Origin of the sequence: Amycolatopsis albidoflavus (assembly GCF_039525725.1) — a bacterium.
Classification (GTDB): Bacteria; Actinomycetota; Actinomycetes; order Mycobacteriales; family Pseudonocardiaceae; genus Amycolatopsis; species Amycolatopsis albidoflava.
Map to the genome: position 1 here is coordinate 64,630 of NZ_BAAAHV010000026.1, position 18,533 is coordinate 83,162.

The 18,533-nt window shown below is 69.7% G+C and carries 17 protein-coding genes; 8 read left to right on the forward strand and 9 right to left on the reverse strand.

The window, feature by feature from the left end; genetic code table 11:
* The first annotated feature begins 101 nt into the window (after positions 1-101).
* A complete protein-coding gene (locus tag ABD156_RS40445) occupies positions 102-887 on the forward strand; it encodes an IclR family transcriptional regulator (protein WP_344286333.1) in 786 nt (261 codons plus the stop codon).
* A gap of 241 nt (positions 888-1,128) precedes the next feature.
* Here ABD156_RS40445 and ABD156_RS40450 read toward each other — a convergent pair whose 3' ends face one another.
* The 3 genes from ABD156_RS40450 to ABD156_RS40460 are packed head-to-tail and all read right to left on the reverse strand — an operon-like array spanning position 1,129 to position 4,387.
* Entirely contained in the window at positions 1,129-2,175 is a 1,047-nt protein-coding gene (locus ABD156_RS40450; RefSeq protein ID WP_344286334.1) for an LLM class flavin-dependent oxidoreductase, read from the reverse strand.
* Complete coding sequence (locus tag ABD156_RS40455) at positions 2,172-3,437, reverse strand: LLM class flavin-dependent oxidoreductase (RefSeq protein ID WP_344286335.1); 1,266 nt, start codon at positions 3,435-3,437, stop codon at positions 2,172-2,174. Before ABD156_RS40455 ends, ABD156_RS40450 begins: the two co-directional genes overlap by 4 nt.
* Positions 3,434-4,387 carry an LLM class flavin-dependent oxidoreductase gene (locus ABD156_RS40460; RefSeq protein WP_344286336.1) on the reverse strand — a complete coding sequence of 318 codons (954 nt, stop codon included), beginning with the start codon at positions 4,385-4,387 and terminating at the stop codon, positions 3,434-3,436. Before ABD156_RS40460 ends, ABD156_RS40455 begins: the two co-directional genes overlap by 4 nt.
* 179 nt (positions 4,388-4,566) lie before the next feature.
* Between ABD156_RS40460 and ABD156_RS40465 the strand changes: the two genes are divergently transcribed.
* Both ABD156_RS40465 and ABD156_RS40470 read left to right on the forward strand, forming a co-directional pair.
* Positions 4,567-4,698: a hypothetical protein gene (locus tag ABD156_RS40465; RefSeq protein WP_344286337.1), complete on the forward strand. Its 132-nt coding sequence runs from the start codon at positions 4,567-4,569 to the stop codon at positions 4,696-4,698.
* Positions 4,695-5,774, forward strand: coding sequence for a YeiH family protein (locus tag ABD156_RS40470; protein ID WP_344286338.1), 1,080 nt, complete (start codon positions 4,695-4,697; stop codon positions 5,772-5,774). Before ABD156_RS40465 ends, ABD156_RS40470 begins: the two co-directional genes overlap by 4 nt.
* Positions 5,775-5,823: 49 nt before the next feature.
* On the opposite strand, the gene ABD156_RS40475 is transcribed toward ABD156_RS40470, so the two are convergent.
* From ABD156_RS40475 to ABD156_RS40490, 4 genes are all read right to left on the reverse strand, one after another.
* Complete coding sequence (locus tag ABD156_RS40475) at positions 5,824-8,607, reverse strand: beta strand repeat-containing protein (protein WP_344286339.1); 2,784 nt, start codon at positions 8,605-8,607, stop codon at positions 5,824-5,826.
* 99 nt (positions 8,608-8,706) lie between these two features.
* Positions 8,707-9,450 (reverse strand): hypothetical protein, encoded by a 744-nt coding sequence (locus tag ABD156_RS40480; RefSeq protein ID WP_344286340.1) that lies wholly within the window; start codon positions 9,448-9,450, stop codon positions 8,707-8,709.
* A 488-nt stretch (positions 9,451-9,938) separates the two neighbouring features.
* On the reverse strand, positions 9,939-11,303 hold the full coding sequence (locus tag ABD156_RS40485) for an aspartate aminotransferase family protein (RefSeq protein WP_344286341.1): 1,365 nt from the start codon (positions 11,301-11,303) through the stop codon (positions 9,939-9,941).
* Complete coding sequence (locus ABD156_RS40490; protein ID WP_344286342.1) at positions 11,300-11,593, reverse strand: hypothetical protein; 294 nt, start codon at positions 11,591-11,593, stop codon at positions 11,300-11,302. The genes ABD156_RS40485 and ABD156_RS40490 overlap by 4 nt, the downstream gene beginning before the upstream one ends.
* Before the next feature lie 1,129 nt (positions 11,594-12,722).
* Here ABD156_RS40490 and ABD156_RS40495 point away from each other — a divergent pair.
* Positions 12,723-13,418, forward strand: coding sequence for a LysM peptidoglycan-binding domain-containing protein (locus ABD156_RS40495; protein ID WP_344286343.1), 696 nt, complete (start codon positions 12,723-12,725; stop codon positions 13,416-13,418).
* Positions 13,419-14,174: 756 nt separating this feature from the next.
* On the opposite strand, the gene ABD156_RS40500 is transcribed toward ABD156_RS40495, so the two are convergent.
* Complete coding sequence (locus tag ABD156_RS40500) at positions 14,175-14,714, reverse strand: PadR family transcriptional regulator (RefSeq protein WP_344286344.1); 540 nt, start codon at positions 14,712-14,714, stop codon at positions 14,175-14,177.
* Between the two features lie 134 nt (positions 14,715-14,848).
* Between ABD156_RS40500 and ABD156_RS40505 the strand changes: the two genes are divergently transcribed.
* Positions 14,849-15,325: a hypothetical protein gene (locus ABD156_RS40505; RefSeq protein ID WP_344286345.1), complete on the forward strand. Its 477-nt coding sequence runs from the start codon at positions 14,849-14,851 to the stop codon at positions 15,323-15,325.
* A 5-nt stretch (positions 15,326-15,330) separates the two neighbouring features.
* On the opposite strand, the gene ABD156_RS40510 is transcribed toward ABD156_RS40505, so the two are convergent.
* Positions 15,331-16,143 (reverse strand): helix-turn-helix transcriptional regulator, encoded by an 813-nt coding sequence (locus ABD156_RS40510; RefSeq protein WP_344286346.1) that lies wholly within the window; start codon positions 16,141-16,143, stop codon positions 15,331-15,333.
* 78 nt (positions 16,144-16,221) lie between these two features.
* Between ABD156_RS40510 and ABD156_RS40515 the strand changes: the two genes are divergently transcribed.
* Genes ABD156_RS40515 through ABD156_RS40525 form a run of 3 tightly spaced genes read left to right on the forward strand, consistent with a single transcriptional unit; the run spans position 16,222 to position 18,469 of the window.
* Positions 16,222-16,962: an SDR family NAD(P)-dependent oxidoreductase gene (locus ABD156_RS40515; RefSeq protein ID WP_344286347.1), complete on the forward strand. Its 741-nt coding sequence runs from the start codon at positions 16,222-16,224 to the stop codon at positions 16,960-16,962.
* Between the two features lie 26 nt (positions 16,963-16,988).
* Positions 16,989-17,729 (forward strand): SDR family NAD(P)-dependent oxidoreductase, encoded by a 741-nt coding sequence (locus ABD156_RS40520; protein ID WP_344286348.1) that lies wholly within the window; start codon positions 16,989-16,991, stop codon positions 17,727-17,729.
* A 53-nt stretch (positions 17,730-17,782) separates the two neighbouring features.
* Positions 17,783-18,469 carry a M23 family metallopeptidase gene (locus ABD156_RS40525; protein ID WP_344286349.1) on the forward strand — a complete coding sequence of 229 codons (687 nt, stop codon included), beginning with the start codon at positions 17,783-17,785 and terminating at the stop codon, positions 18,467-18,469.
* Positions 18,470-18,533: the final 64 nt, after the last annotated feature.

Sequence of the window (18,533 nt, forward strand, 5' to 3'; positions counted from 1 at the left end):
CGTCGCACGAGCCGTGCCGGGCCGACAATTATTTCCACATCATGAGAGATCTGCGGACGACTACTGGTACTAGTGCGGAGAACCTGTGCGACACTTGCCACATGGTGAGCAAAGCCGGTAACGCCGCCGAAGCCGTGCCCGCCGGATCGCAGGCGGTCACCCGGGCCTTGGGCATGCTGCAGTGCTTCCGGGACAACCCGGGCGATCTCGGCGTCTCCGAACTGGCGCGGCGGATGAACCTTTCGGTCTCGACCGCGCACCGGATCGCCCGCACCCTGGCGGCGACGGGATTCCTCGCGCTGGCGGAGGGCAGCCTGCGCTACCGGCTCGGGCCCGCGGTCGCCGAACTCGGCCAGCTTTCGCTTTACCAGCGCGGAATCCACCTTGCCGCCGACGAACTCACCGAGGTCGCCAAGGCCACCGGAACCGCCGCCGACCTGGCCATCCGCAGCGGCACCGACGCGGTGATCCTGGCCGGCACGAGCGTCGCCCTCACCGCCGGGCTCGGCTTGCGCCGCCCGCTGCACTCGACGGCGCTGGGCAAGGTCCTGCTCGCGTGGGCCCCGCCGGGCGAGGACGACCTGGACGCGCTGCCGCCGCTGACGGCCTACACCGCGCGCACCATCACGCACAAAGCCGATCTGCGCGCGGAACTGGACCGCGTCCGGGAAGCGGGTTATGCGCTGAACGACGGGGAGTCGGCGTTCGGCGTCCGGACGATCGCGGTGCCGGTGCTGCGTGCTTCCGGGCACGTGCACGCGGCGTTGGCGCTTCGGTCCACTTCGGACATGTTGACGGATGACCGGTTGTCGTGGTTCCTCTCTCGAGCGCAACGATGTGCGGACGCATTGGCGGTGTTGTTGCTGGAGCCGGGCCAGCGGTACTAGCTGGGCGGCCAGGCCGGTCCAGCTATCGCCCGCCGCAGCGCCGGTGCCACCTCCGCTTGGAAGAGTTCGAGCGCCGCGCGGTGTTCCTGCGGTGTTCGGCCGTCGGCGGAGTGCACGCGGCGTTGGCGCTTCGGTCCACTTCGGACACGTTGACGGATGACCGGTTGCCGTGGTTCCTCTCTCGAGCGCAACGATGTGCGGACGCATTGGCGGTGTTGTTGCTGGAGCCGGGCCAGCGGTACTAGCTCGACGGCCAGGCCGGTCCAGCTATCGCCCGCCGCAGCGCCGGCGCCACCTCCGCCTGGAAAAGCTCCAGTGCCGCACGGTGTTCCTGCGGTGTCCGGCCGTCGCGGTCAGCGGACAGATGCGTCACGCCGTGCCCGAACTGCTCGTGGTACCGCAACACCTTCTCGGTCACCTGGGCAGGGCTGCCGATCAGCGCGGAGCTGCGCTCGGCGAAGTCTTCCAGCGTCGGGAAAACCACCTCCTGGCCGAGCTTGCGCTGAAGCGCCAGCCGCGCCTCGAAGATCGGCCGGTACGCCTCCAGCGCGTCCTGCGACCGGCTCGCCAGATGGAATCCGGCCGTGCCCGCGCCGACCACCGCCTGAACCGGGTCGCGGCCGTGGAAGGCCCAGCGTTCCCGGTAGTGCCGGATCAGCTCGGCGTACGGGCCGATCGGGTTGGTGACGTTCGCGGAGAACAGCGGATCCCCGTGTTTCGCCGCCAGCTCGACGGATTCGCGGCTGGTCGCGCTCCCGTGCCAGATCCGGATCGGCTGCTGCAGCGGCCGCGGCCACACCTCCGCGGCGGTGAGCGGCGGCCGGAACCGCCCGGACCACGTGACCCGGTCCGCCTGCCACAGCTTGCGGAACAGCTCGTAGCCCTCGGCGTTGCGGTCCCACTGGTCCTCGGGCGTGACGTCGAAGAGCTCGCGCTGCGCCGAGCCGTTTCCCTTGCCGATGATGAGTTCGAGCCGTCCCCCGGAAAGGTTGTCCAGCATCGAATAGTCCTCGAACGCGCGCACCGGGTCGAGCAGGCTGAGCGTCGTGACCGCGGTGAACAGCCGGATCCGGCGGGTCCGGGCGGCGATGTGGCTGAGCACCACCGGCGGGGACGACGACAGGAACGGCCGCTCGTGCCGTTCGCCGACGCCGTAGCCGTCGAAGCCCAGTTCCTCGGCGAGTTCGGCGTTTTCGACGACCTCGCGCAGCCGGGCGTCCGGCGCGGCCAGTTCCCCGGTGACCGGGTCGGGGGTGTGCGTGATCAGGGTGATCAGCAGGAACCTCACGGTAGCTCCAGGTGTTCGCGCAGGGTCGTGCCGGTGTACTCGGTGCGGTAGACGCCGCGGTCCTGCAGCTCCGGCACGAGCCGGTCGACCACCTCGTCGATCGTCCCTGGGACGAGGTGCGGGGTGAGGTTGAACCCGTCGACCACGCGGTCGGCCGCGTAGCGCGCCCATTCGTCGGCGACCTGCGCGGGCGTTCCGACGAACGAGTGATGCCGCGGTTCGACCTCCTGCACCAGCTGGTGGATCGACAGGTTCTTCGCCTCGGCGAGTTCGCGCCACTGCTGGATGCGTTCGAGCTTTCCGGTGCGGTGCTCGATCGAGATCGTGCCGCGCGACGGGTCGAGTTCGCCCTCGGCCGGTTCGACGTCGGGCAGCGGCCCGTGCGGATCGAACGCCGACAGGTCCTGGCCCCAATACTGTTCGAGGAACGCGATGGCGCGCTGCGGGTTGATCTGGCGGCGGCGGATTTCCTCCGCGCGTTCAGCGGCGTCGGTCGGCGTATCACCGAGGACGACCGACGCACCAGGCAGGATTCGTACCGCGTCAGCTGGCCTGCCATGGCGGGCCAATCGGTCCCGCAGGTCTGCCGCGTAAGCAGCCGCTTTGTCGTAGGCGGTGTTCGCGGAGAAGACGACGTCGGCGTGCCGCGCGGCCAATTCCCGGCCGCCGGGGGAGTCGCCGGCCTGGAACAAAACCGGACGACCCTGCGGGCTCGGCGAGACTGTCGGTTCGGCGCGCAGCCGCACCAGATCGGTGTCCGCCTCGACCGGTCCGGTCCACAAGGCTTTCGCCGCCTCGACGAACTGGGTCGCGCGTTCGTACCGCCGCTCGTGCGCAAGCCAGCCGCCGTGGCGGAAGTTGGCTCCAGTCCAGGCATTGTCGGTGGTGACGATGTTCCACCCGGCCCGCCCGCCCGAGACGTAATCGAGCGAGGCGAGGCGACGGGCGAGGTCGGCGGGGTAGTTGTAGGTGGTGTTCTGCGTGGCGACCAGCCCGATCTTCGTAGTTGCCCCGGCCAGCGCGCTGAGCTGGGTGATCGCGTCGGGGCGACCTGCGACGTCCAAGGCGTGCACCTGGCCGCGATTCTCCCGGACCCGCAAGCCTTCGCCGAGGAAGAACGCGTCGAACAGCCCGCGTTCCAGGGTTTGGGCCACCGACACGTACGTCTCGATCGCGGTGTGATCGGCGTTCGACGGGTCGTCCCACAGGAACTGCGGTCCGACGCCGGTGTAGAAGACCCCGAGGTGCAGCTGCGCGGTCATGCGATTCCCTTCGACGACACGGCGAATCGGTTCTCGGGACGCGGGAGGCCAAGCGTCGAGCGGAGGGTCGCGCCCGGTTCCGGCGGGGTGAGCAGGCCTCGCCGGTGCAGTTCCGGGAGTACCTCTTGGCTCAGGACTGGCAGGTCGTTCGCGCCGGGGTGCAGGCGCACGCCGTCGAGATCGAGCTGATCGAGCAACGTGACCAGCCCGGCGGGGGAACCGGTGTAGCGGGTGCGGCCGTTCGGCGACGGCTCGGTGGAGTCGAAACGGACTTCCAGCTCGCCGAACACCAGGGGAGCGGTTTGGTCGCGGTGGCGGAGGTCGTCGGTGAGCACGATGTCCGGCCGGACGACGTCGGCGAACTCCTCGGCGGCCAGCACGACGAGGCTGCCCTGCGGCGGTCGCGGCGTGATCAGCGGGCCTTTGACGGAGAACGTTTCCCCCTCGAAGTCCACGTGGTGGACCTTGTCCGGGTCCAGATAGCGGCCGGTGGCGAGGTCTTTGATGACCGCGTCGTCCTCCCACGAGTCCCACAGTCGCCGGATCGTTTCGACGACGTCGGCCACCTCTTGCCGGAGGTCGTCCGGGTGCGCGCGGCCGATCGTCGCGAGCGCTTCGGGCGTGGCGGCGGTGCCGACGATCCAGGCGGCGCGGCCGTGCGTGGCGTGGTCGAGGCTCGCCAGCTGAGCGGCCAGGTGGAACGGTTCGGCGGTCAGCACGTGCGACGTCGGGGCCAGTCCGATCCGGGACGTCGAGGTGGCGGAGTAGGCCGCGCGGACCGTGGCCTCGACCCGGAAGCCGCCGGCGGGCGCGTCGTCGAAGGTGGCGAACGTGAACCCGGCCCGCTCGGCGTCGGCGACGACGTCCGCCAGCACGTGCGGGTCGGCTCCTGGAGGTGCTCCAGCGCTGTCGAGTTCGACGGCGAGGTGCAAGGTTTTCGGTGAACTCATGCGGGCACGGCCCCCTCGATTCGTTTGTGCCAGAGGTAGCCGGAATCCGGGGTGCGCCGCACTGCTGCTCAGGATGTGGGCGGCGGGCCGGTGTTGTTCCGCCGGTGTCCACAAAGGAGGTTTCTCAGCTGGTGGACGGGGCGGACTGGCGCGGCCGGCCCGCCTACAGTCCTGCGGTCATGAGTCCCGATTCGAAGCCGCGAGGCGCCGCGCGGATCAGCGCCGACTGGGCCGCGGTGCTGGTCGCGGCCGTCCTGGTGGCGCTGGCCGCGTTCGGCGTGCTGCCGACGATCCCGTTCCTCGTCAAATGACGGCCGCGCTGGAAGGCCGCCGCACGGTGCCCGCGGTCGTGAAGTATGTGCCGGGGCTGCTGTTGCTGGCAGCGGTCGGCGTGGTCGGAACACTGGCGCAGAACGGGGTGCGCAGCCTCGGCCACGCGACCGGGACCGCGCTGCCGGACATCGAATACGTGCTGTGGGCGATCGTCCTCGGACTGGTCATCCGCAACACGATCGGCATCCCCGCGCTGTTCCGGCCCGGCGTCGGGACCTACGAGTTCTGGCTGAAGACCGGCATCGTCCTGCTCGGCGCCCGCTTCGTGCTGGGCGACCTGGCCAAGCTCGGCGGGTTCAGCCTGGGGCTCATCCTGGTCGACATGGCCGTGGCCACGACGGTGATCCTGTTGGTGGGCAAGGCTTTCGGCCTCGGCGGGAAGCTGTCTTCACTGCTGGCGATCGGCACGTCGATCTGCGGTGTGTCAGCCATCATCGCCGGGCGCGGCTCGATCGACGCTGACGACGAGGATTCCGGCTACGCCATCGCGGCGATCCTCGCGCTGGGTGCGGTCGCGCTGTTCACCTTCCCGGCGATCGGGCACGCACTGAACCTGACTGACACCGAATTCGGCCTGTGGGCCGGACTCGCGGTGGACAACACCGCGGAGACGACCGCGACTGGGGCGGCTTACTCGCCGCATGCGCAGGACGTCGCGGTGGCGGTGAAGAGCACCCGGAACGCGTTGATCGGTCTTGTGGTGCTCGGGTACGCGGCGTACTGGTCGACTCGCGGTGGCAAGGCAGTCGCTGGTGGGGTGAAGGGCCGTGCGGGCTTTGTGTGGCGCACCTTCCCGAAGTTCGTGCTGGGGTTCATCGCGGTTTCCGCGCTGGCGACCGCGCACGTGTTCACCAAGGCGGAGGTCGCGAACCTGGGGAATCTGTCCAAGTGGGCGTTCCTGTTGTGCTTCGCCGGGGTCGGGCTGAACTTCGACCTGCGGCAGATGGCTCGCAGCGGGCTGCGGCCGCTGGTCGTGGCCGCGCTCGGACTAGTGGTGGTCGCCGTGTGCTCGCTGGGACTGGTGCTGGTGTCCTCGCAATGGTTCAGTTTCTGACCGGGTAGGCGGGGTGCCCGGGCGGCGCGACCCGGGCACCCCGCTTGGCTCAGCCAGGCAGACCCGGCAAGGTCGGAATCCCGTTGGCAGGCAACGCCGACGGGCTCAGCGGCAGGTCCAGCTGCGCCGGAGTGTCCCCGTCCACCACCTGCGTGACGTTCTCCGGGACGATCGAGGTGGCCTGCCCGAGCAGCGCCGGGTGAACGCCGTAGGTCTGCCCGACCGCGCCGACCGGCGTCTGGTTGTGCTGGCCGGTCGTGACGACGTGGCCACCGGAATTGCCGTGCGTGACGTTGTCGCCGTAGGCGTTCGCGACTCCGCCCCACACCGCCGAGTCGCCGAACACCTGCGCCACCTCGGAGGTCGGCACGTCCTGCACGACGCCGGACGTGCCGGTGCCGGAGCTGGTGATGTCGCCGCCGGAGGTGTCGCGGGTGTGGTTTACCGCGCTGCCGTCGACCATCCCGGCCCAGGCCGCCGAATCGCCGAAGACCTGGGCGATCGGCAGGGCCTCGGCCGACACGACGTCACCGGCGAGCTGGCCGCGGTCGCCCGCGGTGTGGGTGTCGCCGCCCGCGGTGGAGGTGGTGTTGTTCGTCGCGTCGCCGGTCACTCGGCCGATCCAGGCCGGGGCCACGCCGAAGACGCCCGCGGTTCCGGCGGACGGCGCGTTGACGACGTTGCCAGCCAGAGTGCCGCCGCGGCCGTCGGCGAGGTTTTTGCCGCCTGCCCGGGAGTTGGTGGTGTTGTCGGACACGCCCTGTCCGTAGCCGCCCCACGCCGCTCCGTCTCCGTCGACCTGGGTGACCTGGGAAATCGGGGCCTGCGCGATGTTTCCGGCGACCGTGCCGAGCGCGCCGGTGCCGTGGTAGTCGCCGCCTGCCTTCGAATCGGTGTGGTTGCTCGCTTCGCCGACACCTCGGCCGATCCACGCGGCCCCGACGCCGAAGACCTGAGTCGGCGCGGAAAGCGGGGCGGCGATGACGTTCGAGGACAGTTTTCCGTTGTCGTCGTTGGTGTTTCCGTCGCCGCCGGCGGTGACCTTCTTGTGCTCGTCGGCGACTCCGACGCCCTGGCCGATCCAGGAACCGCCGACGCCGAACACCTCGGCGGGCAGCGCGGCCGGGGCGGTGACGATATTGCCGGAGCCCTCGGAGTTGTTGCCCTGGGTGCCGTCGTAGCCGCCGGCCTGGACGTTCTTGGTGTTGGTGGCCTGGCCGTAGCTGTTGCCGATCCACGAGGCGCCCGACCCGAAGACGTCCGGGCTGGCCGCGACCGGCTCCGAGACGAGGTTGCCGGACAGCTTTCCGCCGTTGCCGTTCGAGTAGGTGCCGCTGCCGGACTTCACGTCGGACGTGTTGTCGTGCCCGGCGTACGACTCCAGGCCCCAGTTCCCGGCGACGCCGAACACCTCGGCCGGGACCGCCAGCGGCGCGTCGGCGATGTTGCCCGAACCCGTGCCGTCCTTCGCGGAGGTGGAGGAGAACCCGCCGGACGTGACGGTCGATTTCGAGCTGGACGCCGACTTCGGCGCGTGCGCCGGCGAAACCGGCTGCGGGCTGGGGATCGGGACCGGCCAGAGCGGCGAGCCGTCCGGACGGGTCGGCTGGCCGGTCGGCGTCGGCGCGGCGGGGTTGATTCCGCCGGTGAGCGGGTTGCCGGTCGGGAACGGGTAGCCGGGCAGCGGAACCGGGTCCGGCAGCGGGCTGCCGTGCACGCCGCCGGTGCTGGACTTGCCCGCCCAGGCGGCGGCGACGCTGGCCACGTTCGCGATGCCCGCGCCCTGCGGCTGCACGATGTTGCCGGAGCCGGTCCCGCGATCGCCGTTGGTCTGCACGTAGGACGGGATGTGGTTGATCCCTTCCTTGGTGCCGCCTGCGGTCACCGTGTCGGTCGTGTCCGAGGAATCCACTGTGGACACACCGCCCCAGGTCGGGGCGTTTCCGTTGAATTCCCAGGGGAACGCCAGCGGTGCCGCGCCGACGTTGCCCGCGAGCGTGCCGTCCTTCCCGGCGCTGGAGATCGGACCGCCGGAGCTGGTGGTGTTGTGCGCCTGCGAGTCGGTGGTCTGGGCCGAACCTCCCCAGGACGCCGCGTTGCCGGTGACCTGCAGCGGCGTCGCCCACTGCCCGGCCAGGACGTTGCCGGACCCGGTGCCGCCGCGGCCGTCGGTGGTGTCGCTCCCGGTCGTCGAGGTGGTTTGCTCGGCGCGGCCGCCCTTCGTGCGCGCGGCGCCGGCCCAGGAGATCGCGTTGTTCGCGAATTGCACCGGGACCGCCCAGCGCGCGTCGACGACGTTTCCGCCCAGCGGGGTGCCCGCGCCGCTGGTGGTGATGTCGTGGTCGTTGCGGTAGGTCTGGTGATGGTTCGAGCCGTCGACCTCGGCGGGTCCGCCCGCGGCGAAGGCGTTGCCCGCGATTTGGACCGGGACCGCCAGTTCCGCGTTCGCGCGGTTGCCGCGCAAGGGATCGCTCGGGGGAGCGGCCTTGCTCGGCGCGGCCTTGGCCGCCGTCTTTTGCGTTGGCTTCGCGGCGGCCGGGGCTGCTGAGGTCGCTGGTTTCGCCGCGCTGCTCGTCTTCGGCTTCAAAGCCTGCTGGAGCGGGTTGGTGAGCGTTTTCGTGGAGACTTCGCCCTGGTACCCGGGCAGTTTCGTTTGCCCGGCCGGGGTGCCGAGGACGTTGTCGCCGATGTCGATCGGCACGGTGACCCCGGCGTCGATCGGATTGGCCGGAGCGTCCGGACTTTCGGCGGCGGAGGCGACCCCGGTGCCGAGGACGAACAGGCCGCCCGAGACGAGTGCCGTCTGCATGCCGCGCTTGACCCAAATGTGCATGACGAATTCCTTTGTTCTCTGTGATGGACGGAGATTTCGGGCACGACTTCAGAGCCCGTGAAGAAGGGGCTTGTTACCGGAAACGGGGAGCGAGCCGGGCTAGTCCGGGTCGTATCCGGGACGGGCGTTCGTATTCGCCGGGCAGGACGTGTCGCCAGGACGAGCCGGAATTGCCACCGGTGTCGGCTCGGACAACCGCGTCGGCTGCTGTACTCCGCCCGGTGCCGAACCGCTTTGCCAGACGAATACGCCAGGCGACGTCGGAATCGTCGGGGTGTGTGCGTGCTTTGTTTTCGGCGCGGGGGTGAGGTGTTCGGGTACGGATGCCCGGTGGATCGTGCGTCGAACTGGCGATTTGACCGGAGCGGCCGACGGGGCGACTGACGGGGCGGCGTTCGTAACGGGAGCCTGCCGTTGGACGGCGGTCGTCGGTGCTTTGGCCTTTTCCGCCGCGCGCGCCGCCGATTTCGCCGGTCGTTCGGCGATGGCGGATTTCTTCGGCTGCACGACGGATCGGGGTGGCTGGGCAATGACCGGTGCGGGCTCCGGAGTCGCGGTCCGCACCAGACGAGAGACGGTTTTCTCCACCGTGCCAACGATTTTCTTGCCGACCGCCGCTACGTCAGGACGCGGAACACTGTCCGCGATGTGCTGGACGCCGGTGTCCGAGAGCAGGGAAGGCACGTCCGGCGTCGGCGGGATCGGCTCCGCCGCGGCGGAGGAGGTCGAGATCAGCCACGTCAGAAGGAGTCCGCCCGCGACCGTCCCCGCCAGGAACAGGACACGCACGACCCAGCAAGCCGTCCGGCTCGCGTGTTTTCGGGTCGTGCCGTCACACCTCATGACGAGGCCTCCTGGAAACGGTGCGTACGTTCGCGATCGGCGATTAATCACCGGCGAAACGGTGCGTTGTTCCCAGTCTGGCAAAAGGTGACAAGCAGCACTAGATCATGATTTCCCTACGCCCCGTTCGAGTGAATGACAGCCGGTGATCTTCGCCGCTCGACCCGGGTGCCGGTGCGCTGGTGGGCACCGCATTCTCCGGGCGGGAACGGCAAGATCACCGGCTCCCCTTGCTGGGGGAGGTTACTCTGCGCACACTGCGGAAGAAGTCGCATTTCCCGTCCCGCGCAGTGCGAATTGCGGAGCTACTTTCCGTAGTATTGGCGAGCGTCCGGCCGAAGGGAATTCCGGGCGGCTCAGTCGGTCCGGTGATCGAAAACCTACTCAGAAGACGTCTTTGGCCGTCGCTCGCCGGAAACCCGTACTAACAGTAGAACAGACGGCGGCCGCGCCACCGCCGGAACCGAGGCGGTGGCGCAGCCGACGGGTTAGCGCGCCTCCCGGGTCGCGGTGTCGAGCGCGGCCAGCAGGATCCCGGCGGCCGTGCGCACGACGTCCGCGGTGACGTTGAGCGGCGGCAGCAACCGCACGACGCTGTCGCCGCGTCCGCCCAGTTCGAGGATGAGCCCGCGGCGCAACGCGTGGTTCTGCACGGCCAGCGCTAGTTCCGACGCCGGCCCTCCGGTGCGCGGGTCGGTCAGTTCGATGCCCCACATCAGCCCGGTGCCGCGCACGTCGGTCACCCACGGGTGGCTGGCCAGCGGGGACAACAGCTCTTCGAATTGGTATCCGCGTTCGACGACGTTGTCCAGCACGCTGTCGCGGTTGACGACCTCGATCGCCCTGGCGCCCGCGGCGAAGGCGAGCTGATTGCCGCGGAAGGCGCCGGTGTGCGTGCGCGGGGCCCAGTTGTCGAGGCGCTCGTCGTAGATGATCAGCGAGACCGGCGAGCCGATTCCGCTGAGCGCCTTGGACGCGACGATCACGTCGGGTTCGATGCCGTAGCGCTCGAAGGCGAACCAGGTCCCGGTCCGGCCGCAGCCGGTCTGCAGTTCGTCGACGATCAGCGGGATGTCCAGCTCCCGGGTCAGCTCGCGCACCCGGTGCACGAAATCCGCCCGGGCCGGGACCACTCCGCCCTCGCCCTGCACCAGTTCGAGCACCACCGCCGCGGGCAGCGGGAGCCCGGCGTCGGGGTCGTGCAGCGATCGTTCGAGCTGGTCCGGGCAGTCCGCGGCGCACGCGGCCGGATCGTGCCCGGCCGGGCAGCGGGGGCACGAGGAGTACGGGAGATACTGGGTGCCGGTCAGGGGATTCGCGGACGGTCGCGGCCGGCCGGTCAGGCCCAGCGCGGCGTGCGCGCCGCCCTGGAACCGGCCCTGGAACGACACGACGCCGCCGCGTCCGGTCGCGGTTTTGCAGAGTTTCAGCGCGGCTTCGACGGGGTTGGTCCCGGCAGGCCCGCAGAAGTGCAGTTTCATCCGCGAGCGCAGCGCCTCGGGCAGCATCGCGAGCTGGGCCTCGGAGAACTCGTCCTTGACCGGGGTCGCGAAGTCGAGCGCGTGGGTCAGCTTGCTCAGCTGCGCGGTCATGGCCGCGACCAGTTCGGGATGGTTGTGCCCGAGCGAGAGCACGCCCGCCCCGGCGAGGAAGTCGATGAAGACGTTGCCGTCGGCGTCGCGCACGAAGCTGCCGGAACCCTCGGTGATCGCGATCGGCAGCCGCCGCGGGCCGCCGCGGGGGAGCGGCTCGCGGCGGTCCTGCCGGGCGAGGTACTCGGCCGAACGCGGGCCGGGCAGATCGCAGTAGACGGCGGGGCCGGTGAGCGGCGCGGGATGCTCGAGGGTGGTCATCTGGCCTGTTCTCCCCTGGCAGTGGTGGTGGGGCGGCCGGGTCCGCCTCGGTGCGCGGCGGAAGGGCCGTTGTCTTTGGCTCCACAATGGACAAAGACCTTCGGGGCGAATCGTTCCCGCCGGGTGCTCGCGGAGAGTCGTCGAGGGCCGTTCTCCTCGAATAAACGGAGCAGCCGTTCTCTCGGCTTCTGCGGTAGTGCGGCGCCTTCCTCGGGACAGCCCGCCTCGGTGCCGGCTCGCGGATGCGTACGGTCGACGTCGCGCGGCGTGTCCGGCGTCGAGTTCGTCATGCACTCCTCCTCTTTTTCGCAGGGATTCGCGGACCGCCGAAAACGGCCGGCGAGGAAGGAAACGGTTTTTCGCGGGCAGAGGCGAGGGAGGGCCGCGCTGAGCGCCGCCCTCCCCGGTTGACCTCACTGGAATACCGCGGGGCACAGCGTAGCGCAGCCGGTTCCGCCGCAGCGGCGCGTCGGCCGGGGGCGCGCCGGGCTTGGCTGCGGAAAGAAAAGAATCGGCCGATATTAGGCAAGGCAATGCGCCAGGAGAGTGAAGGCGGCGATTTCGCGGAGTTCGCCGCGCTGGGCTGAACGACTGAAGCGGCAACGGTGTTCGCGGTTCCGCGAAACGGAACGTGAATATTCACGCTCTGTTTCCGGCGTGTGAATCGGCGACCGCGGACCGCATCGTGGGATGTTTTCGGGACGGTTGCCGAAGGCGTTCGGGGATATGTCGGGCAGGAGAAATATCGAGGTCGCCGGGTTGTTTCTGACGTTTTCGCCGCCGGGTCCGGCTGCGGGCGCCGTTTTCCGCGGGGGATGGGCAGCGGGCTGCGTTTTCGGCGGCGGGTTCGGCCGGGCGTCCGGCGGGGTGGTCCAGACCAGGGGGATGGTCTGGACCGGTGCGGTACTGGTTCAGACCACGGCGGGAGGGCGGAAGGCGGGGTGCGTCCGGGGGAGCGGGCCTGGTCCGGCGGGACGCGTGCCGGTCGGGCCGGGTGCCGTAGCGGGGAGTGAACGGGGGTGACGAAGCCGTGTTTATCTCAAACATAACGATCAGTTGGCCGGGAACTATCACGCGAAGTTGAGAGTGTGAAACTTGCCAACGTCGCTGTTTGGTGCCACTTGTGGCTCATAGTTCAAGGGAAAACGTTGCCGTTGGGCTGTGAACTATTTACCAAGTAGGCCGCCTGGGGTGTGACAGACTGTCGTCTGGCTGCTACGCGCCGAGGCGATCTGTGGCCGATCCCACTGCCTCTGTACACCTGCTGTTTCCGTTTCGTAATCTTCTCGAGCTTTTGCGGTGACCTGCGATCTACCCCGAGGATCAGCGACCCGAAGCCGCCGCGGACCGTCGCGGCTCGCTGCCTGACCCAGGCACGAGGACGGTCGTGCGGTGTGACAGCGAAGGAGCCCACCTACCGTGGGACGGCACAGCAAACCCAGCAAGACGAAGACAGTCCTCCAGCGCACCGGCGCGACCGCGGCTCTCGCGGGCGCCACCCTCGGCGGCATCGGCCTCGCCGGGGCGGGCACGGCCAACGCCTTCCCGGGGCAGGCCGGCATCGTCAAGTGCGAGAGCAGCGGCAACCCGACCGCGGTCAACAACACCGCCGCGGGCCAGCGCGCGGGCCGCCCCGCCGGCCTGTTCCAGATCGTCACGAAGACCTGGCTCGCGAACGGCGGCGGCCAGTTCGCCCCGACGGCCGACAAGGCCACGCCCGCGCAGCAGCAGATCGTCGCGGACCGGATCTACGCGAAGCAGGGTTCGGCCCCGTGGCAGTGCCGCGGCGGCTCGGGCCCGGCGGGCTACGCGAACTTCGGCGGCGACACCTCCGGCGGCTCCGCCGAGGTCGAGGCCGTGGCCGCGAAGCCGAAGGTCCAGGTCAAGGCCGAGACGAAGGTCAAGTCCGAGGCGAAGGTCAAGTCCGCGCCGAAGCACGCCGCGCCGACCTCGAACCCGGACGGCAGCTACACCGTCGCCGCCGGCGACACCCTCTCCGGAATCGCGAAGAACCTCAACGTGGACGGCGGCTGGCAGCACCTGCAGCAGCTGAACCAGAAGTTCATCCCGGACGCGAACCTGATCCTGGTCGGCCAGAAGATCGTCACGAAGTAACCCTCGCTGAGGCCCTGGCCGGGCCCGCGCCGCTTTCCCCCGGGCGGCGCGACCCCGGCCGGAGGCCGCCGGTGCACGCGCGCGCGAACGGTGCGCTCGGGCACCGCTGCGCGCCCCGGCGGCCGGCGTGCGGAGCGGACGGGCCTGCTTTGTGGGAACACGGGCCCGTCTGCGCCGCACGCCTTGCCGTGCGGGCGGGAACAATGGCGCGGTCTGTTGCGCGGGAGTGCGGGCAGGTTTGCGCCGCGCAGCTTGTCGTGCGGACGGAACGCTGGTGCGGTTGGTTCGCGGGAGTGCGAGCGGGAACAACGCCGCACTCTGTTGCGCGGGAGTGTGGGCGGGCTTGCGCGGCGCAACTTGTCGTGCGGACGTGAATGTCGACGCAGTTGGTTTCGCAGGAGTGCGGGCGCGAACAACGGCGCGGTCTATTGCGCGGGAGTGCGGGCGGGCTTGCGCCGCACAACTTGTCGTGCAGACGTGAATGCTGGCGCGGGTTGGTTTCGCGGAAGTGCGGGCGGGTTTACGCCGCACGCCTTGCCGCGAGGACAAAGCACGCCAGTCTTTGACCTGGCCGCCCATAGCGAATAGGCCGAGATCTCGAGCGCACCGCCGCCGAAGTGGTTCGCAACCTTGTCCAGCCGGTGTGTTTCGCGAGTAGAGTCGGAAACGCACTTGGATTCAGGGCGAGGGAATGCGGCAGGTGCCGTTCAGTGCCGCCGTTGCGGTCGGCTGCTTTCCGGCCGCACCTGGACGTGCTCATCGCCGATCTTCGCCGGTGATGACGTCCGGCAGCGCCGCGAACCACTCGAGGACCGCGCGCTCGTAACGGATTCCGAAATCGCGCGTGGCCATCGCGTACGGGTCGCGTTCTTCCTCCGGGACCGCGGCGCGCGACCGTTCATACTCGGCCAGTCGTTCGGCGTGGATCTTCCGGTGCTCGGCGATGATCTCGGCCAGCCTGCCGCCGGGCACGTCCCGGCCGAACATCACGACGAGCAGCAACGGGAACCGGATGTTCTCGGCGGCCAGTTCGCTGCCGCACCAGTCTTCGAAGGCCTGCCTGCCCGCGTCGGTGAGGCGGTACGGGCGGCGGGCCCGCGACCCCTGCTCGCCCGCCTCGATGAGGCCGCCCTCGCTCATCGCCGCGAGTTCCCGGTACACCTGGCTCTGGGTGAGCGACCAGAACGCCCCGATCCGCTGCTGCGCGGCCGCGACCAGATCCCAGCCGGTCATCGGCCCCGCGTGCAGGAAGCCGAGCAGCGACGCTTCGGTGGCGTTGACCTTGTGGGCGCCCAATCCATGCTCCTGATCTTCGAGTCGGGCCCGTCATTGTGCCAGCCCGGTCGTCCGCCGGAGCCCTGCGGCGACCGGTTGACATCCCACAGTGGGAGGTCGAGACTGGAGACATCCCACAGTGGAAGGTCGAGCGGATGGCACACTCCGTCTTCATCGCTCTGCATGCCGCGGCCGGCGTGATCGCGCTGGTGGCAGGCACGGTCGCCCTGCTGCGCGCGGGGCGGTTCTTCGACACGTACCTTGTCTCGCTGACCGCCACCACGGTGTTCTTGGCGCTGGCGGTGGCGGTTGAATGGACCGTGCTGCCCTCGGGCGGCCGCGTGCTGTTGAGCGCGTTCGTGGTGCTGGCCGTGGTGCTCGTGGTCCGAGGCGTTCTTGCCAGGCGTATGCGGCGCGCTGGCCAGCTGTCGTCTCCCGCATACGTGGAACACGTCGGGTTCACTCTGGTTGCGCTGCTGGACGCGTTCGTGGTGATCGCTGTGCTGAACGCGGGCGCGCCGGTCTGGCTGGTCGTGGCGAGCGGGGTCGTGCTCGCTGTCGCAGGCCACTTCGTGCTCCGTTGGGCGAAGCGGGTTCTTTCCGAAAAACCGCCTGCTGAGGTCGGTCTGTGATCAGGCTATCGGCGCGCCGGTAACGGAACACTCCGCAACAACGCGAGCGCGTCCGCACTCGAACTCCCCGGCTCGGCCTGATAGACGATCAACTGCTGTCCAGGCGCGCTGCGCACATCGAACGCCTGATAGGTCAGCGTCAGCGGCCCGACCGCCGGATGCACGAGCTGCTTGGGCTCACGGGTCTTCCCGCGCACCTGATGGGTCTCCCACAGCGCCCGGAACTGGTCGCTGCCCTCGCTGAGTTCCGCGGCCAATCCCGGCAGGGCCGGGTCTCCCGCTGCCGCGCGCAGGTTCGCCACGGTGGCCTGGGCTGTCCAGTCCCAGCGGGCGTAGAACTGCCGCCCCGCCGGGTCGAGGAAGGTCATGCGCGCCAGGTTGTCGGCCGTTCGGAATGGGGAGAACAGCGCGTCGGCGAGGGTGTTCGCCGCCAGGATGTCCAGGACGCGGTTGAGCACGAACGCGGGTGCGTGCGGGTGGCTGTCCATGAGCTGCCGCAGTTCGGGGCTCACGGTTTGGGGCGCCGGGGACGGCAGGTCGGGCGGGGCGGCGCCGGCGAGGCGGTGCAGGTGTTCGCGGGCGTCGGGGTCCAGGTCCAATGCGCGGCTGAGGGCGTCGAGGACCTGCGGTGACGGGCGGGTTTCGCGGCCCTGTTCCAAGCGCGCGTAGTAATCGACATTCACTCCGGCGAGCACGGCGACTTCCTCGCGGCGCAGGCCCGCGACCTTGCGTCTGCCGGAATAGCGCACATCCGCGTCCTCCGGGGAGCGTTGTGCGCGGCGTGCCCGCAGGAAGTCGCCCAGTTCCGTACTGCCCATGCGGACCAGCGTAGGCGGCGGCTGGGTGGGTGTGGCACGTCCTGTCAGCGAGATCCGTTGCCGCCGAGACTGGGCGGCATGACGAAAGAACTGGCGGGAAAGGTCGCGCTGGTCACTGGTGCCGCGCGCGGGGTCGGTGCGGCGACGGTCGCTTGGCTGCACGCCGCGGGGGCGCGAGTGCTGGCCACGGATATCCGGCCCGAGGTGGCGCAGCTCGCCGACGAGAACGGCGTGGCCGTGCTGGTCGGCGATGTGTCCGAAGAGGACGTCGCGATGCGGTCGGCGGCCGCGGCGCTCGAGCGGTTCGGCAGGCTCGACATCCTGGTCGCCAACGCTGGTCGTTCGGTGAACAAACCTCTCACCGAGACGACCGCGGCCGACTGGGACGAAGTGATGTCCGTCAACGCTCGCGGCGCGTTTCTGCATGCGCGAGAGGCGTTTCGGGTGATGCGCGACAACGGCGGGGGAGCGATCGTCACTGTCGGCTCGTTCGCTTCCACGGTGGGGCTGGCCGAAGCGGCGGCGTACAGCGCGTCCAAAGGAGCGCTGGCGCAATTGACGAAGGTGCTCGCTTTGGAAGGCGCTCCACACGGAATTCGCGCGAATGTTGTCGCCCCGGGCGTGATCGAGACCGATCTGCTCGACACTTTCCGCGCTGACAGCCGGGAGTATCTGCGGTCCTTCGGCGACGCCCATCCGCTCGGCCGGGTCGCGCAGCCGGAAGAAATCGCCGAGGTGATCGGCTTTCTGGCTTCGCCGCGGTCCGCGTTCGTCACCGGCGCGGTCGTCGCTGCCGACGGCGGCTACACCGCGGCTTGATTTCCGCCCGACGAAAGGATTATCCCATGCGGCTCAGCGGCAAGGTCGTGTTGCTCACCGGAGCGACCGGCGGTATCGGACAGGCCACCGCGGAATTGTTCGCGCGCGAGGGGGCCAGCCTGGTCGTCACCGATGTCGATCAAGCGGCGGTGGAGAAGCTCGCTCAGCGGTTGGGGACCGAGGTCCTGGCCGACCGGTTGGACGTCTCCTCGCCGGAGAACTGGCGCGGCACGATCGAACGGACCCGGCAGCGGTTCGGCCGCCTCGACGTTCTGGTCAATGTCGCGGGGATCGTGGACTGGCCGGGCATCGAGGAGACCACGCCGGAGGCCTGGGACCGGGTGATCGCGGTCAACCAGACCGGGACCTGGCTCGGGATGAAGACCGCGATGCCGCTGCTGCGCGCCTCCGGCAACGGATCGGTCGTCAACACTTCCTCGGTGCTGGGCCTGGTCGGCAGCGGCGCGGCGGCCGCGTACCAGGCGTCCAAAGGGGCGGTGCGGCTGCTGACCAAGACCGCCGCCGTCGAGTACGCGACGCGTGGGGTCCGGGTCAATTCGGTGCATCCGGGCGTGATCGCCACGCCGATGATCCAGGACCTGCTCGACGAGCAAGGCGACCGGCAGCCCGACATCGTCCGCACGCCGATGCGCCGCGCGGGCAGTCCCGCCGAGGTCGCGCACGCGATGCTTTTCCTGGCCAGCGACGAATCCTCGTTCGTCACCGGAACCGAACTGGTGGTGGACGGCGGGCTCACCGCGTACTGACACCGGCGTGATCTACTATCCGGCGTAGTACATGGTCCGGCGAGAGGAACACCATGACGGGTGCCCGCAGGCGGCGTTCGAGCCGGGTTTCCGCTGGTGCTCGCGGCGGGCTGGGGGCGGGGCTCGTCCTGGCCGGGTTCGCGGGCGGGGCGGCTTTCGCCGCGGCTGCGCGGGCGGCTCCAGTCGAGCGCAAAAGCGAACTGCCGCCCGTGACAGCGGGGCATGAGGTGCTGCCCATCGCCGCGCGTCCGCCGGAGACGGAGCTGGCGGTGTTGAAGTCCGCGGTCAAAACCCGCGACGATCGGCTTCAGCGAGAGGAGCGCGAGAAGGCTCGTCAAGAACCCCGCGCGTACGCGCCGGTGACCGGCACGATCACCTCGAACTACGGCGGTCGCTGGGGAACGACCCATTACGGCCTGGACGTAGCGAACGCCATCGGCACCCCGATCCGGACTCCGCTCGCCGGGACCGTGATCGAGGCCGGTCCGGCGAGCGGGTTCGGGCTGTGGGTGCGCGTCCGGCACGAGGACGGAACGGTCACGGTGTATGGGCACATCAACCGGTACTCGGTTTCCGCCGGGCAGCGCGTGGCGGCCGGGCAGGTGATCGCCGAGGTGGGCGATCGCGGGCAGTCGACGGGGCCGCATCTGCACTTCGAGGTCTGGACGGCGGGGGAGCGCAAGACCGATCCGCTGCGCTGGCTGCGGGGGCTCGGCGTGCGGATCGAACCGGGCGGGTGACCTCGGGTGGACGTCGGGCCGGAGCGTGCGCCACAATACATGCACGTTTCACTATATGTCGGGG